This window comes from Flectobacillus longus (genome assembly GCF_030056705.1).
Classification (GTDB): Bacteria; Bacteroidota; Bacteroidia; order Cytophagales; family Spirosomataceae; genus Flectobacillus; species Flectobacillus longus.
In genome coordinates, this window is record NZ_JASHIC010000009.1 from 73,816 (window position 1) to 91,045 (window position 17,230).

Annotated in this window: 8 protein-coding genes; 2 read left to right on the forward strand and 6 right to left on the reverse strand. The window is 37.5% G+C overall.

Annotation, left to right across the window (positions count from 1 at the left end):
- The first annotated feature begins 97 nt into the window (after positions 1-97).
- Both QM491_RS07575 and QM491_RS07580 read left to right on the forward strand, forming a co-directional pair.
- On the forward strand, positions 98-1,042 hold the full coding sequence (locus tag QM491_RS07575) for a ParA family protein (protein ID WP_166550751.1): 945 nt from the start codon (positions 98-100) through the stop codon (positions 1,040-1,042).
- Positions 1,043-1,044: 2 nt separating this feature from the next.
- The gene (locus QM491_RS07580) at positions 1,045-1,950 is read left to right on the forward strand and encodes a ParB N-terminal domain-containing protein (RefSeq protein ID WP_166550752.1); all 906 of its coding nucleotides are present in this window, start codon (positions 1,045-1,047) and stop codon (positions 1,948-1,950) included.
- A gap of 52 nt (positions 1,951-2,002) precedes the next feature.
- On the opposite strand, the gene QM491_RS07585 is transcribed toward QM491_RS07580, so the two are convergent.
- The 6 genes from QM491_RS07585 to QM491_RS07610 form a co-directional block, all read right to left on the reverse strand.
- The gene (locus tag QM491_RS07585; RefSeq protein WP_283326846.1) at positions 2,003-3,559 is read right to left on the reverse strand and encodes a replication initiation protein; all 1,557 of its coding nucleotides are present in this window, start codon (positions 3,557-3,559) and stop codon (positions 2,003-2,005) included.
- An 801-nt stretch (positions 3,560-4,360) separates the two neighbouring features.
- Entirely contained in the window at positions 4,361-5,059 is a 699-nt protein-coding gene (locus QM491_RS07590; protein ID WP_283326848.1) for a DUF3823 domain-containing protein, read from the reverse strand.
- 19 nt (positions 5,060-5,078) lie between these two features.
- A complete protein-coding gene (locus QM491_RS07595; RefSeq protein WP_283326849.1) occupies positions 5,079-6,968 on the reverse strand; it encodes a RagB/SusD family nutrient uptake outer membrane protein in 1,890 nt (629 codons plus the stop codon).
- 18 nt (positions 6,969-6,986) lie between these two features.
- A complete protein-coding gene (locus tag QM491_RS07600) occupies positions 6,987-10,202 on the reverse strand; it encodes a SusC/RagA family TonB-linked outer membrane protein (RefSeq protein WP_283326850.1) in 3,216 nt (1,071 codons plus the stop codon).
- Positions 10,203-10,615: 413 nt separating this feature from the next.
- A complete protein-coding gene (locus tag QM491_RS07605) occupies positions 10,616-14,521 on the reverse strand; it encodes a hybrid sensor histidine kinase/response regulator transcription factor (RefSeq protein WP_283326852.1) in 3,906 nt (1,301 codons plus the stop codon).
- A 262-nt stretch (positions 14,522-14,783) separates the two neighbouring features.
- Positions 14,784-17,189, reverse strand: coding sequence for a glutaminase family protein (locus QM491_RS07610; protein ID WP_283326854.1), 2,406 nt, complete (start codon positions 17,187-17,189; stop codon positions 14,784-14,786).
- Between the last annotated feature and the right edge of the window lie 41 nt (positions 17,190-17,230).

Below are 17,230 nucleotides of genomic sequence, written 5' to 3' on the forward strand. Positions count from 1 at the left end.
TCAAAATGACCAATAGATAAGCAAAAATTTTCTTCATTATTTTGCATAAAAAATCATGCAAAATAATTATATTTGTATATAATTACATGCAAAAGAAATGATACAAGACCAACTGCTTAGATTTATCAGAAGGCGTAATGCCTTATCGATTGCTACGCTTGAACGTGAAGCAAATTTACCTAAAGATACTATAGCAAAAGCACTTAAAGGTGAAAGAAAACTAAGTGATAAACACGTAGAATCTTTATTGCCAGTTTTGACAGCTTATGGCTACTCTCCAGAGTTATTCGAGAAAGCCAGAGTTGTATCCGTTATCAATCACAAAGGTGGAGTAGGCAAAACTACAACTACTGGTTATTTGGGTGAAGCTATCGCCAAAAAAGGCTTTAAGGTATTACTTATCGACCTTGACCCACAAGGCAATTTGAGTCAGATTTTTGACGTTGATATTCAAGACGAAAAACAGGTGTACACTAGCTTGGTAAAGCTTCAAGACCTACCTAGTTATCAGGTGGCAGATAACCTTTACATTTGTCCATCAGATATTGAGTTGTCCAAGGCAGAAACCGAATTAATCAATAAAGTAGGAGGAGAGCAACGTCTTAAAATTCTCATTTCGAGACTGAGTGAAAACTACGATTTCATTTTGATTGACTGCCCTCCGTCATTGAATATCCTTACGATGAGTGCCATGCAGGCATCTAATAGTTGCTTGATTACCTTGCTTCCAGAAATGTCAGCCTTGAAAGGATTGAATACTCTTTTGGAACGTGTTTCGGAAGCTCGACAAATCTTTAACCCTTCTTTGCAGGTGGATGGAATTGTTTTTACAATGGTTCGTAACAATACCGTTCACAATGGAATCAAAGATTTAGTTCGTGAAGAATTTAATCATGTTCGTATTTTTAGTAATGAAATTCGACACTTGATTGCTTTTCAAAAAGCCCAAATTGAGCAAATTCCTATCAGGATGTACGACAAAGATTCGGAAGCTGCAAAATGTTATGATACCTTCTGTGCCGAATATTTAACCCTATTCTAATTATGGCAAAAGATTTTAAAAGCACCTTGAAATCTAAAGCAAGGGAAGCTATTACCAACTCTTTTAGTTATGTCGAAAAAATCAAAACCAATATCACGATTCTCGATGAACTTAGAGACTTTATTCCACCTCTATTACCTCAGGAATATGAACAATTACGTTCAAACCTGCTAAAGGATGGTTGTAAAGATCCTCTTTTAGTATGGGAAACAACCAAAGAAATCATTGGGACAGGGTCGGCAGAAGAGGCAGCTTATGTATTAGTAGATGGGCACAACCGTTACAATATTTGTAGCGAGCTAGGGATTAATTTCAATGTTCAGCTGGTGCCTTTCGACTCTATTAAAGAAGCCAAAGAATATATGATTGACCTTCAATTGGGTCGTCGTAATTTGAATCCTCAACAAGCATCTTATCTTCGAGGACTTCGTTATCAAACCGAAAAAATTAATGTCGGTTTGAACTTCAAAAAGGAGCTATCAAATGGTCAAAATGACCAATTGATAGCTGATAGTTCTCAAGAGAGTTCTACAGCCAAGAAGCTTGCGGAAGAATATAATGTTTCGGAAAAAACCATTCGTCGTGATGCTGAGTTTGCTGCTGGTCTCGAAAAATTCAGTACTCAATTAAGAAATGAAGTTCTTTCTGGAAAAGCAAAAATCGAAAAGGCTAAGGTTCAAAAACTATCTAAGCAAGTAGTCGAACAACCAATTGAAGATCTTTCTCAATTTGAAGCAATTGTATCTCAAACGCAAATATTAAATTCTGAGACAACAATAGAAGAGCCAGCCATTGAGATTTTATATGAAGATGTTTTGGAAAAAATAAGAATCGCTTTCGCCTCTAGAAGCAAGATAGATTTGGACGAAGCTCAAAAATCTTTCAATAATTTTAAGAAAGTATTCTAAAAATGAAGGTCTATCAAATGGTCATTTTGACCATTTGATAGACCTTCAAACTTTAAAAAAAGGTATTTGCGTTAAGTCCGTTTGCTAACGCTTTTGCTTGAAACTCTTCTCTTATTTTAGCAAATTTTGATGGATATAATTTCTCTACTTTCTCGAACATATATCCTTGAAAAATTCCCCCTTTATCAAAGTTCACCAAAAACTCTTGCACATTATCCAACTCTGGATACAACTGATAATTAGCTTGAGCAAGCTCAGCCAAGATATTCGGATTTTCAGTTACATTATCATTTTTAAGCTGTAACATCAATTGCGCAATCAAAGCTTGCTCATCCTGAACCAAGGTTTGTACGAGCCCCAATCGCTCTTGAAAATAATCTTTTTGTAAGTCAACTTTCAATCTCTCCAATTCACTTTGTAATTGATTCGCTTTTTGAATCTCGATAGGAGAGGGAACTTTAGTTTTGACTTTTATCTCTTTTGTCACTACTTCATTTCCCCAATCAGCGTCTTTGATACGATTAAAGATATAGCCTCCGACACTTTTTATTTTTTCTCCCTTGTCTATTTTTTCAATCACATAGTCAATCGAACGCTTTACTTGCTCTTCAGAATAACTATCTAGCCACTTTTTGAGGGTATTTTTAGCAATTCTGAAGCGCCTGACGTTTTCGTATAGCTGGTCTAACGTACTGATGCGTTCTTCTGATTGAATGAGAGTGGACTCAATTACTTCGCTAGGAGTGATTTCTTCAATAAAATCCTGAGTTCTTGAAGCTACCACAATACTGCCATTCGTTGATTTGATGACTTGTCTTGTGAGCTTTTTCGAAATTTGTTCCAGTTGCTTCGGGGCTTTCTTTTCTTCTAAATGAAATATAACAGCATCCACAGCACGACCAACTTTTTCTTCTTCTAATTGCGTTACAACCAAGTCAGTATATTTCTCAAAATCATTGACCGTCTTCTGCAAAATCTTCTGTTTGAAATTTCCGTACATCGGATATTCATTATCTTGAATCGCCAAAATTTCTCGCAAACGTGCAACCGAATATCGTGCCTTACGATTTCCCAAATTAAATTGGTGCTTTAATATCAAGTACATCTTTACCGATGTCGGACTTTGCACATTCGCAATATTTCGAATATCGATGGTTAGGTACTCTCTCTGAAGTTCTAACAAATAGGGTTTCAGTTTTGGATTAAACTTTAGACGAATACGATTTTTTTCACTTTTTTTGACAGGCTCACTCGTCTCGTCTATTAAGTGAATAGTCGTTTTGTATATCTCGCCGTCTTCCTTTTTTTCATAGATTACAAAGCGTTTATTAAAAAGACGCTCTGCCGCATCACGAATAGCCTCGTAGTATCGACCATCATCACTCAAAGAATATAATTTGATAATGTCTTGCGTACGAATTTCGTATTCTGCAAAATCATCATCGTCGGGCAATACCATCGTGAGCATGGCCATAAATACACGAAACTCATGGATGTCCATTTTAGAGGTAGCTTCCACAAGCCCTGCTTTACCACCTTGCATTCGGATGATATATCGGTCTTGATAATCTTGCTTTTTACGTAAAGCTATTGTTCGTTTCTTTGTCATTAATCAGTTCAGAGTTTAATCAACAACACATTGATATTTCAGTATCTTCTTAGAGAATTTCAGAAAGCGCTTATTATCATGAGTAATAATCACTTTCTATAACAAATATACAAAGAATTAACTATAACTATAACTCCGTCGAGTTATAGTTATAGTTAATCGTGAAAATGGTTATAGTTGTCCGTGAAAATGGTTATAGTTATCCGTGATTATAGTTATAGTTAATCGTGAAAATGGTTATAGTTGTCGTGATTTTGGTTATAGTTACCTCTACAATAAACTGTAAATCAAATAGTTACAGAGCCTTTAAACATAAAAAAGAATAAAAAAGAATAAAAACAACAAAAGAAGATGTTGCTGTTTTTTTAAAGTTTTTGTTTATTTTTTTAATCGACTCTAAAAAAAATAGTCCTTCTTTGATTTCTTAAATGAATAAAAAAATAGTGTGAACATGAAAGGTAGCTGGCATGATTTAGTTAAATAAAAAAACCGTTCCGTGAAAATGGTTATATTAAATCGTGATTTTGGTTATGTATAAAAAGTGCTTATATTTTACAAAAACGAAGATTTTAGGTCAAATTCCGTGAAATTGGTTATGGTAAAATGACTAAAAAAAGCCTCATTTTTCGGATTATTCCAGAAAAATGAGGCTATAATATGAATGATTAATGGTGGATTTGGGACTGTTGATTGCGGAAATATTGAAAAACACCTACTTTTTTATAAAGTTGATGATACTTCCGCAATCCAACAGCCGATATCCTAAAGGGATGATGCTTCAATACATTGGTAGAGTATCTACTATTTGTATTGAATTTTCTGGATAGGAGAGAAAATCATATCCTCGACACCAGCAATCTTTAAGCCCACACGTGCGTACACATAATTTTGATCTGGATTAATGGTTGGAACGTTAACAGACATTTTGATACCTGTTAGATTAGTTACGTTAGCACCAGATAGGTTTGTGGCTGCGATATTTGTGCTACCAGCCACGAACTGCGTCTTGTTGATATAAAGACTCACACGCTCAATACTTTTGGCGTTAGCGTCCGTTATAACCTTGCTGAGATCGAAGGTAGTTGAGACTACTCCAGCTTCATTGGCAAATTTGGCATTACGGATCAAATAATAGGGCGTTACTTCTATGTCGATATTTTGATTATCCTTCAAATCAACATACAAAGTATCGGATGAACTACCTTGTTGTGCTTTGGTCATGAACGGTCCTTGACCTTTAGGAATAATCAATTTGTATTTTCCTGCAAACAATAAAGAAGAAAACGTACCTTCTTGCGAAACGGTTACATCGATAGGCGCTAATTTTCCCCAACCAGGCTCCCAAAGCTGCATACCTACTTGGCTGTATTCGAGATTTAAAGGTTCGCCTCCATACACGATGCGACCTTTGAGTGTAATTGATGGTGCTACATAGTTATCCTTTGAACAGGCAACCAAAAGTAGTCCGGCAAGCACAACGAAGTATTTTAAAATTTTCATATTGAATTAAATTGAATGTCTATTGATTTGGGTTTCTCACAATTTTAGGGTTGTTACTGATGATATCGTCACCAATTCTTGAATAGTAATTACCCATCAAGAAACGGTCAGCACCAGTTACACGTGTCAATTTGACCACCTTGAAAATCCATTTGTCATGGTTAGCTGTGTTTGGCGCATAGATACGATACGGCCAAAGTGAGTACGGCTGAGTATTACGTTTGGTCGCTTTATCAAGTTCTGCGTTTAATTCAGTAGGGGAGATGCTATTCCCGTCTTGAATTAGGTGAGCAATTCTCCAACGTTTCATATCGTAAAGCGTATGACCTTCAAATGCTAACTCTACACGACGCTCGTGAGCAATACGGTCGAAGCTAATATCGTTGGCTGTAAGCGCTTTGGTTAGACCAGCACGAGCACGAAGTGAGTTCATGTATTGAGCAGACAAGTCTTTTTGACCTAACTCGAATGCTGCTTCTGCTGCATTGAGTAATACTTCTCCAAAACGATAGCGAACAAACCAAACTTCAGATTGAACCCCACGCTGACCAGAACCAACAGCAGGATCAAGATATTTTCTTAGATAAAATCCAGTTTGTGCAGTAAATTCAAAGCCGTCGATTGGTCCGTCAAAGCCTACAACTTGTTCTGCTAGCGTTTTACCCGGTAATACCTTTTGTGCACCACGGTCTGTACCACTGATAATAGAACCATCTGCCAACTGATAGCCAGCCCAAATATCTACAGCTCTACCTTTAAATTTACTTCCAGGAAGAATAACAGTACCAGCCAAACGAGCATCACGGCCAGCAAAAATGTCGCTAATACCTGAATAATACACAGGAGTACCGTCGCTGTTGGTTGTTGGAAGTGGCGCATAAGTATTGTCCAACTTTTCAAATGCTTGAACAAAGTTCAAAGAAGGGTTAATGCGTCCGCCTTCTTCTTCCTCAGCTCCATAACGTGGTTGGTTGACAACAGTAAAATTGTGAGTTTTACCAGATTGTAGTTTAAAATCTTCTACAAAGATCACCTCAGGGTTATTTGCTTTATCATAGAAAATAGAAGCAAAGTTTTCAGACAAATCAGGTTTTTTGTTGTACAAGCTATAAGCCCCTGCTTTTCCAGAAATTAAGTCTTGAGCATAACCTAGGGCTTTATTGTAGTAACCAGTTGCCAAACTACTTGGAATCCCAACTTCACCGCCTGAGAGCGTCACAACAGGTGTATTTGTTCCATAGCGAGCAATAGATGCTGCATAAAGGGCAGCACGAGAAGCCATGGCTAATACGGCACCTTTGGTTGCTCTTGATTTTTCCGAAGTACTTGATGGAAGTTTATCTTTGATGTCATCGGATTCTTTCAAGATAAAATCATACACCTCGGATTCTTTAGCACGAGGATTACGCAGATATGTAGGGTCGCCACTAAAGTCATAAGTAAGAGGTTCAAGAATTAACGGCACCCCCCCCATTCTTTTAACCAATTCAAAGTAATAGGAAGCTCTTAAAAATCTTGCTTCTGCCAAGAATCGTTCTTTGGAAGCAGCGTCGAGGGCTGTTGCATTATTACATTTTTGGATAAAGAGATTTAAGTCACGGATGTAACCATAATCCCAAGCTCCCCAAGCACCATAGTCCCAGCCTGTGTTTTGGAAGTTTCCATACTGTCCTGCTTCTGACCAAAATGCTTCGTTGAAGTCAGAGATAGCTGTCCAGTTTTTTACAGTACCAAGATCAACGTATCTGTTATATAAATCGCCTAAAACCGACAGCGCTTGGTCTGGACTAGACCATACTTGTTGTTCTGTTAAAATATTGGTTGGTTTTCTGTCAAGGAAGGCATCATCATTACACGACCAACAAATTCCAAGACTTGCCAAAAGAATACTATATATCGTTTTTTTCATTTTCGGATTCAAAATTAATTAGATAGAAAGGTTAAGACCGATGTTAACAAACTTACTTTGAGGATATTGCAAACCATTGTCGTCAGCAATTTCTGGGTCAACACCATATTCTTTCAGGTTGTCGAAAGAGAACATATTGTATGCGTTGATATACACGCGTGCTCTCTGAACCTTGACTTTATCTAGGATTGATTTTGGTAACTGGTAGCCTAATTCGAGAGTACGAGCACGTAAGTAAGTTACGTTTTGCAACCAGAAAGTAGAGTTACGGTTGTAGTTGCTATGTCCACCGTTGTTGTATCTGAGTGCAGGGAAACGACCCGGAATCCATTCGCTATTGATATTAAAAGGATCAGTGCGATGCCATCTGTCTGTCAAAAGGGAGTTTAAAGCACCATCATTTTGGTATGCCCATCTTTGTTCCCAGTTTTGGTTCCAAGAGTACATGCTACCACCAGAGAAGTCAGCTGTTAGAGAGAAGCCTTTCCAACCTACTGATACGTTAAAGCCAAAGTTTATCGTTGGCTGACCTGTAGTCGTGTAACCAATCGGACGAACATCGTATTGGTCGATTTTACCATCACCGTTGATGTCTTTGTAAATCAAATCACCAGGAAGTAGCGTACGGTTTCCTTGACCATCGATGTTTACAGGATAAGCATTGATTTCCTCCATAGTTTTGAACTGACCAGTGGTTTCGTAGCCCCAGAAAATACCTGTATAACGATTCTCGATTGAGTTACGGTAGTTATCCCAAGAGTTGTTGAAGATTGGTTTGTACGTTTCAACCGTTTTGCTTCGAGCGTAAGAAAGGTTTCCTCCGATACTGTAGCTAAAATCTCCTTTTTTGTTATTGTATTGAAGGGCAATTTCACCACCTGATTGGGCGTCGCTATTTACGTTTTCGTCTGGAAGGCTATAGCCTAATTCGCTTGGTACTAAGATGTCATATTTACGACCTCTCAAGCCAGTTCTTAAACGATGGAAATAATCTACGCTACCTGTCAATTTTGTGCCTAGCAAAGAGAAGTCTGCACCGATGTCGGTAACCTTACTTTTAAACCAAGAAATGTTTGTGATTGGTTGACCCTTGTCACGGCTAGTAACTACTGGCGTACCACTCAAAATAACAGTTCCTGCATTGTAGTTATAACCAGTTAAGTAGTCATAAGCACCAATACCAATGTTATCATCACCCAATACCCCGTAAGAAGCTCTGAATTTTAAATCATCCAAAATGCTTTTTGAACCTAGAATATTTTTCATAAAAGGCTCATCTGTAATTCTCCAACCAATTGAAGCAGAAGGGAATACGCCTACACGCTTATCTGGTGTAAATTTCCATGAGGCATCGCGACGAGCAGAAACTTCAACATAATATTTGTTAGCAAAGTTGTAGTTGAAACGACCGATATAACCAATTCTAGCTTCCTCGTTGTCTGTATCGTTGTAGGTATCCATTGTTGTGAAATACACTAGTGGCAACACGTTTGTTTTTGGCACCGAGTGAACCCACTGGTCTTGGTATCTTTGCTCCTGACGTTCTGTTACAAATACTCCTCCTACGTTATGTTTTCCGAAAGTATTATTATAACTTAATTGACCTTGATAGATATTACGCATTACTTTGCGAGTACCTCTTTCACGCCAAGGGTTGGTACTACCACCAGTTACTTTATAGCTATTGTCTGTTGGGTTATAGGTATACGCTTGATACGTATATTCATGTCCATTCATAACACGGTCAGCAATGTAGTAAGAATACATACCTCTGGCTGTCAAACCTTTCACGCCCGGAATTTGGTATTCTCCTGTAAAATTGGCTTGCATTACACGCCAGTCTTCACGCCAGTAACCTCCTAATTTTTTGTTGTTATAAGCCCAGTTTGTTTCGTTGTGCTTAATATCGTTCAAATACTCTGGATTGTCATTTGCATAAGGGCGTTCGAAAGGACGGTTTCTCAAAATAGCAAATCTTGGTAACCAGTAATCATCTGCTCCAGGGATACCCGGTTGGTCACGTGTTTCGATACGACCGTTGATTTGTACACCCACTTTCAAACGATTTGAGATTTGAGCATCTACATTACTTTGGATATTGCTTCTTTGGAAAGTAAACTCACGACCTAATACCGAACTTTGAGCTAAACGTGTAGCAGATAAGTAATAAGTAATTTTGTCTGAACCACCCGTTGCACTGATATTCAATGAATTAAGAGGAGCATTTCCTTGAATGATAAAGTCTTTCCAGTTGAAAGTTTGATAACCATATTCTGTTCCAACCTTATATTTTTCAAGCTCTGTCTTTGTCATAGCTGTTGTAAAAAATTGGTTTACATCAGCATCTACTTTTCCCAACCACCACTGATAAGAGTCATTTACTACACTTGGGAATCGTGACCAGTTTTGCCATCCTGTATAGGTATCTACATTAATGGTATTTTTAGAACCAGCTTTTCCTCTTTTGGTAGTTACAACAACAACCCCGTTAGCAGCACGAACCCCATAGATAGCCGCGGAAGCATCTTTCAACACAGAGATACTTTCGATGTCGTTAGGAGCAATGTTGTTAAACTGACCAGCATCTTGTTGAATACCATCGATTACGTAAAGGGGATCACCCATATTACGAATTTGGATGTTGGCACTTGCACCAGGACGACCATCAGCCATACGGAAAGTTACCCCTGGGATTTTACCTGCCAAACCCGCACTTACCGTTGACCCTCCGTGTACTTTTTCAATATCTTTTGAAGTTACAACTGAGATAGCACCTGTCAAAGATTCTTTCTTTTGAGTACCGTAACCTACAACTACAACTTCATCGAGACTTTTTACATCTGCTAAAAGTTTTACCTCGAGAAACGTACGATTGTTGATAGCTACTTCTTGACTAACGAAGCCAATAGAAGAAAAAATCAAGGTCACATTTTGATTACTTACGTTGATAGTAAACTCCCCTGAAGCATTGGTACTTGCTCCTTTGTTGGGTGTTCCTTTCACAAGAATGTTTACTCCAGCGATTGGCTCGCCTTTTTCATCAACAACCTTACCTTTTACCGTCTGATCGGCGATAAGGCTACTGACATTACTTGAATTACTGTTTAAAAATCCCGCAGTTGTTGTTGCTGTAACATCCTTGACGCCAATCAAGTTGAGCAGCAAACAGGCCACAGGGATTTGTACCACAGATTTTTTCATCCATGGTGATAGTAATAGTCTAGATTGATTCATAAATTTGAAAGATTTGTTCGTATTGTTTTAGTTTTCGAGCAATAAAAATCCACAACTGACGCCAATCAGTTGAGTATGAACAAACGACCAGTCAGGGATGGGACAAGCATCCTTGACTTTTTTTTGAGATTGAAATACACGTTATCTTATCATAGTTTTTTCATGTAGTAAAGAGAAATTCTTGCTTAGATTAGGGGAGCTATTGGTACAATAGTGAACTTCTCTCGACTTAGTAGGTTTATACTCTATAACCTCAGAGTTTAAGGATTGCTTAGTACTAGTGCTGGATTATGAGTTATAAATCGAGAGTGTAATTTTTTAATTATCACTATTTTACATTCAAAATCAAACAACTATCATTCTGCACGACTACTCTTATTCATTTAAAGGTATTTTTCTTTTAGTAATGTACACTATCTTTTCTTGGCATATTCGGAAGGACGAATGCCAAATTGCTTTAAAAAGCTTCTTCCAAACTGTGCTTGCGAATTAAAGCCAGTCATACTGGCTATGGTTTGTATTTTATAATCACTTTGAACTAATAACTCTGCTGCTTTTTTGAGTCTTGTTACAATAATCAATTCGTTGGGAGAAAGATTGGCTACTGATTTAATTTTTCGGTAAAGTGTTGGGCGACTCATATTCATGGTTTCGGCCAGTAAATCTACATCCAGTTGATTATTGTCTAAATTTTGGAAAATAATTTCTGTAATCTTTTCTAAAAACGCTTCATCGGATTTGCTATGCGCCATATTTTTGAGATGCACCAGCGGCGAATTAGCAAAATAATCTTTAACCTTAGTTCTGTTAATCAATAAGTTAGAAATTTGCATGAGCAAATAATCTAAAGAAAATGGCTTTTCGATATAAGCATCTGCACCAAGTTCAAGACCTACAATTTTTGCCTGAAGAGTATTTTTAGCCGTCAACAGAATCACAGGAATGTGTGAGTATTGTTGGTTACTTTTCAGATATTTACAAAGTTCAAATCCATCCATTATAGGCATCATTACATCGGACAATACCAACTGAACAGACTCAGATTCAATGAGTTCTAATGCTACCTGCCCGTTGTTGGCACGTAAGATATGGTAATTTTCTTCAAGCTTTTCGCCAATAAATTGCGCAATTTCGTAATTATCTTCTACCAAAAGTATAGTTGGTCGTTCGTCTTGTGAAATTTTTTGAGGAATATTATTAGAACTTACTGAAACTACCTCTTTTCGAATATCAAATTCATAGGCATGATGAATGGGTAATTCTAGGAGAAAAATATTCATATTCTTTGAATCTATCACCTTCAATACTCCATCATGAAGCTCTGCCAACGAGCGGGCAAGTGCTAATCCTATACCTGTTCCTCGTTGATTTTTTACATTATTCATTCGATAAAATGGCTCAAAAATTCGCTGGCGATAATCTTCTGGAATTAACAAGCCATCGTTTTGAACTTCAATCGAAAAGTGAGTTTCGTCTATTGAATATAATTTGATAATCGCCTTATGTTCAGCGTATTTTACTGCATTATCAATAAGGTTACTGATGATTTTTTGAAATGCCTCACGGTCGACAGACGCCCAAAAATCTTCATTGGGTAGTTGTAGCTCAAAGCTTATTTGCTTGAATGTTGCCATTGGATAAAACTCCTCAAAGCGTTCTTGTAAAAACTGGCTGATATTCATTTTTACAAAATTCAAACTAAAACCGTTGGCTTCTGTTTTACGAAAATCCAAGAGTTGATTCGTTAACTCCAGCAATCTATCCGTGTTTTTCTCAATCACCTGCAAGCCTGACGACAACGCATTATTCTCAGTATTTTTTTTTATCAAATCCTCCAGTGGCGCCTTAATAAGCGTCAGTGGTGTACGGATTTCATGAGTAACATTGGTGAAAAACTCAATTTTGGCGGCATAAATTTCCTTTTCTTTTTCAATTTCAAGCATATCAATTTTACGCTGATTTTGCTGATTGATATACTCATGGTACATTTGAATACCAAAGTAAATAGCCAACAAAATTACAATACTGTAAAGTATATACGCAATTCCGCTTGCCCAAAAAGGAGGACTAACCTCAATTTCTAGCACGGCCATCTCTTCACTCCAGATGCCACTCCCATTCGAAGCTTTCACCTTAAACGTATAGGAGCCAGGGGCAAGTTTGGTAAAATATACCTTTCTGTTAGTTTTTAATAAATTCCAGCCTTTGTCTAAGCCTTCGAGCATATACATGTACTCGGTGGTTTGGGGTGAGGTATAGCTTAGGGCGGCAAAGTCTAAACTAAAAGTGGATTGTGTATGGTCTAAAGTTATGCTTTTGGTAAACGAAATTGAGCGTTCGAGTGGAGAGTTTTCATTCCCAATCTTTAACTCTTGATTGTCTACTTGAATACCCGTCAGGTATACTGGGGGTACAAAAGCATTTTGCATAAAAGTATCAGGTGTAAAACTATTTAGACCCTTTACACTTCCAAAGTACATTCGTCCTTCATCGTCTTTGAAGGCGGAGCTATAGTTAAACTGGTCGCTCAAAATTCCATTTGATTTGGTATAAGTTGCTAGTTTGTTGCGTTCAAAATCATACGCACAAAGGCCTTTTGAAGTACTTATCCAAAGTTTATGATGTTGGTCTTCTAATATTTTGTAAAAAACATCGCTCGGAAAACCGTCTTTTGTTCCAAATCTTCTGAATTTTCCTGTTTTTCTATCCAGTAAATTCAATCCATTTTCGGTTGTAACCCATATACGGTTGGCATGGTCGATAAAAATGCCATTGATAGCGTTACAACTGATAGAGGTAGTGTCGTTTTCGCTTGAACGAAAATTGACTGCTCGATTATGTTTAAAATCTATACAGCGTAATCCTTCACGAGTTGTACCTGTCCAAATGTTTCCTTCTTTATCTTCTGTAACTGTAATAAAATGCCCGTAGGTAGTTCGATCACAAAGGGGCGTAAAGTCTTGTGTTTTTTCGTGAAAACGAAACAGCCCGTTAGATGTGGCTACCAAAATCATATTAGATTTTGTTCGATAGAGTGTTTCTACAAAATTACTTTTCAAGCTTCTTGGCCCATTTCCTGCCACAAAGTGCTTCACTACTTTTCCAGAAGGAATATCAAGAATATCTAGTCCAGACTCAAATGCGCCGACCCATAGCTTATCACCAACAGTCATTAGCCCATGAATATTAGAGTGGGAAAGACTATTGGGTTTTCCGTCAGGCTTAAAATGGGTAAACTGACGAGTTTTGAGGTTGAGTTTATTCAAGCCATTGTCTTCAGTTCCAATCCACAGATTTCCAAATTTGTCTTCACAAATTTCTCTTACGGCATTTCCTGTAATACTATTATTGGCTCCTTGGTTAAAATATTTATCAAATGCTACGTGTTGAGTAGGCAAATAGTTGATACCTCCAAAGTATGTTCCAATCCAAATTCCACCTTCACGATCTTTCGAAAGTGTGTACAGCGCATTGTCTGAGATGGAGTAAGGATTACTATATTCATGTTTTAGATTGATATATTTTCTAGCTTGTAAATAATAAATATACAGTCCTGACTCTGTGGCAATCCAATATTCATCTTCGGTACGATGCATAAAATCTCGCACATAGATGGCTGTTTTATTGGAATTGTAAGTCAATATATCTTCATAAGTTTTTGTCTTGGTATTAAATAATTTTACCCCTTGACTTGAAGTACCAATCAAAATCGCATTTTGCTTGGTATCATAAATTTTGTCTATCCAATGAGAAATAGCAGGAGCAGATTTCTCAAACATATTGTACTTTTTCAACGATTTGCTGAGCGTATTATATTCCCACAAATTACCGTCTGTGGTAGCTAACCAAATCTGTTGTTTATTGAGGATAAAAGAAGTAATATCTATTCGTTCTTTTCCTGTATCTAATCTTTCTGTCTTATGTGTTTTGGGGTTATAAATCTGTAAGGTGTAATCTTTGATGAACCAAACATTGCCTTCGTCATCTGTTTTGATAGTGCGAATAAAATGCTCTTTAGTATCTGGCAATAAACTAAATTGTTCTGTAATGGTATTGTACTGATAAATTCCTGCGTAAGTGCCTACCCAAATGGTTTGTTGGTCTCCCTCACAAATTGAAAACACAGTATTGTTTCCTAAGCTTTTGGGATTGTTTTCTATTTTTCTAAAAACCTTAAAAGAGTACCCGTCAAAACGGTTGAGCCCGTCTTTAGTCCCAAACCATAAGAAGCCTTTACTGTCTTGCATGCTACACATTACTGAGTTGTAAGAAAGATTATCTTCTACTTCATAATGACGAAAACTGAAAGACTGAGCCATTAATTGTTGGCACCATAAAACAAATAATACTATTGTAAGATTAAGTTTCAATTTACTAGGTTTTTTTGTTGGGTAAAGATAAATTTAATTCCTAGATGCAGAAAATTGTAAATATAGTAAATTTAGGTGTAGAGGCTATATTGAGAAGATTTGAATAAAAAATGAACAAAAATGAACAATTTAAAATCCCAAATTTATAGTTCTTTCTGTTCAGAAACTGTGGCTATTAGTCAGCAGAACAAATAGCCACAGAGTCTCGATTTTATTTATTGAGTTTTCCCTTTAGCATTTTGATAAAATATCCTCCTACTACTGAGCGAGCTTGGAAGCCCACTTGCTTCGCATTTGTAGTTTCATGCCAGTCAGACAATGGAACTCTAGAAGTAGTTTCATTAGCATATTGCCAAATTGGGTTAATCAATGCCTCAAAATCTTGCTGTGATTCGGTCATTGTTGCTGTCCATATAATCCAATCTGATTTGGTGTAGGTTTTTCTTGAATCTAGTGGCAAGCCATATTTTTCTTGTTTGTTCAAGTAATACTTAATTTCTTTTTGCATTACTGATTTTGGAAATACATTTAAGCCCAAAAGCTCGTCCCAAACCAAGTTGTATTTTTGAGACCAAGTACCTTTTTTGTCGAAAGTCAAGGCGTAGTGGTCGCCATCTTCGGCCATCGTTTGCCATTTGCTCGCCATTTCTTTTGCGATAGCTTGATATTTAGAAGCAGTAGCTTTGTCGCCAATCATTTCTGCCATTTTTGCATAAGATGCAATGCCCATAATAGCTTTAGCTGACAAGTTGATGTTACGTGCCAAGTGACCAGCAAAGTCGTCAGTACACAATTGGTTGGCTGGATCAAAACCGTATTCTTCCAGGTATTTTACCCAAGTAGATAGCGTTGACCAGTGTTTTTTAGCATAATCGCCGTTGCCATCTTTCAAACATGCTGCTGCCGACAAAATAATCATGTTTCCACATTCTTCCACTGGCATATCTTCTCCATAAGTTTGACCATTAGCCAATGGATAAGTACCTACATCGTGTGCTGCGAATGGTTTTGCCCATTTTCCAGATTCAGAATATTCGAAAATAAATTCTAGTAAACCCTTCATCAATGTGTTGTTGTACAACAAGAACATCGGTGCTGAAGGATAAGTTACATCAACTGTACCAATAGAGCCATTTGAGAAGTTTTCTTTCGAGAAAAACAACAAGGTACCATCTCCACGGTCAACGGTTTTGTGCGCTGCAATAGCCTGACGATAAGCTAGTTCACATAAGTCTGCATATTTTTTTCCACCAGCTTTTTGTGCATCTTGGTACAATTGTTGATCAAAAGCCGCAGTTTTACTCATCAATCTTGTATAATCTTTTTCGGCTTCATCCAACATTTTTTCTGCTGTCATCGAAGCATCTCTACGCCACCATGCACGCAAGTTTTTTCCAAAATATTGTACTGCATAAATGTCATCATAAGCCAAAATCAAGTGATTAGATTTTGAAGTTTGACCAACAGTACCAAAATCAAATGTACTTTTCAAGACTCTTTCTTGAGGAGTACCTGTGGTAAAAGTAGCATTTTTTGCTGCTACATACGCATATCCCCAGTCGATACGGAGGTCATCGCCACGTTTTCCTAAGATTTTTTGCTCAACTGAACCTGCCGACATCAATTTCAATCCACCAGCGGTATTTGGTAATACTTTTGTTGCTACTTCCTGAGAAGTCATATTTACGGCTAAGTCTGCCGAAACATCCATTTTCACTTTTACTTTGTGAGAACGACCGTCTTTAGAGCTTGTTTCGAAAGTGATATATGAAGCAGGGCGAGCCAAAACCTCTAATTCGTCCATCAATAGGGGAGAGGTAAAAGTAGCTTTTACCTGAACGCCATTAGCATCAAATGTATAAATAGTGTTAGTAGCCTTTACCTGAACACTTGTTTGAGTTGCCGCTGTTACTGGTGTTGCTGGAGGTAATTCCTCCTGAATACCTACATCGACAAAGCCACCCCCAATTGGATTGATACAGTGTACAGCAATAATATTTTTGCCAGGTTTAATAGCTTTTTGTGCTGCTGGAGAAAGTTTATATTGCTCATATCCAGCAATATAACAAGGACCACATTCATAAGCTAAAACGCCATTGATGAAGATTTGAACATCGTCGTCATTACTTACTTGTAGTCTTAATTTCTCAGCATTGAATTTTGCAGGAAGTTCTACAGCACGACGATACCAGATTGTTTTTGTTTTCCAATCGGTATTTGGACGCATGGGATTGCTACCTGCACCGTCACCAAAAGGAGCTGTACCTGTTTTCCAAGAATTGTCGTCGAATGATTCTTTTTCCCAACCAGCAGCAGGCGTATCCAACGTGTATTTTGCTTGATATACTTTTTCTGCGGCTGTAGTAGCGTAAGTTTTGTAATTGATTTTAGGCATTCCTAAAAATTGAAAAGCTTTGCCATCAACTTCGACAATACCTTGAAGAGAGTGATTTTTGCCAGTCCAGTGTCTTGTTACCGACTCATTAGCTTTGTCTGTAACAGACCAAATACTAAAATAAGGGTCATTTGCAATGAGTGGAACAGCAGGTGGACGCAACTGTTGAGCTTGCGTTGAAATGCTGAAAAGGCTCAGAAGTGCAACAATTGATTTTTTCATGTGATAAAATTGATTCATGATATAGAGAATTGGGTGAGAAA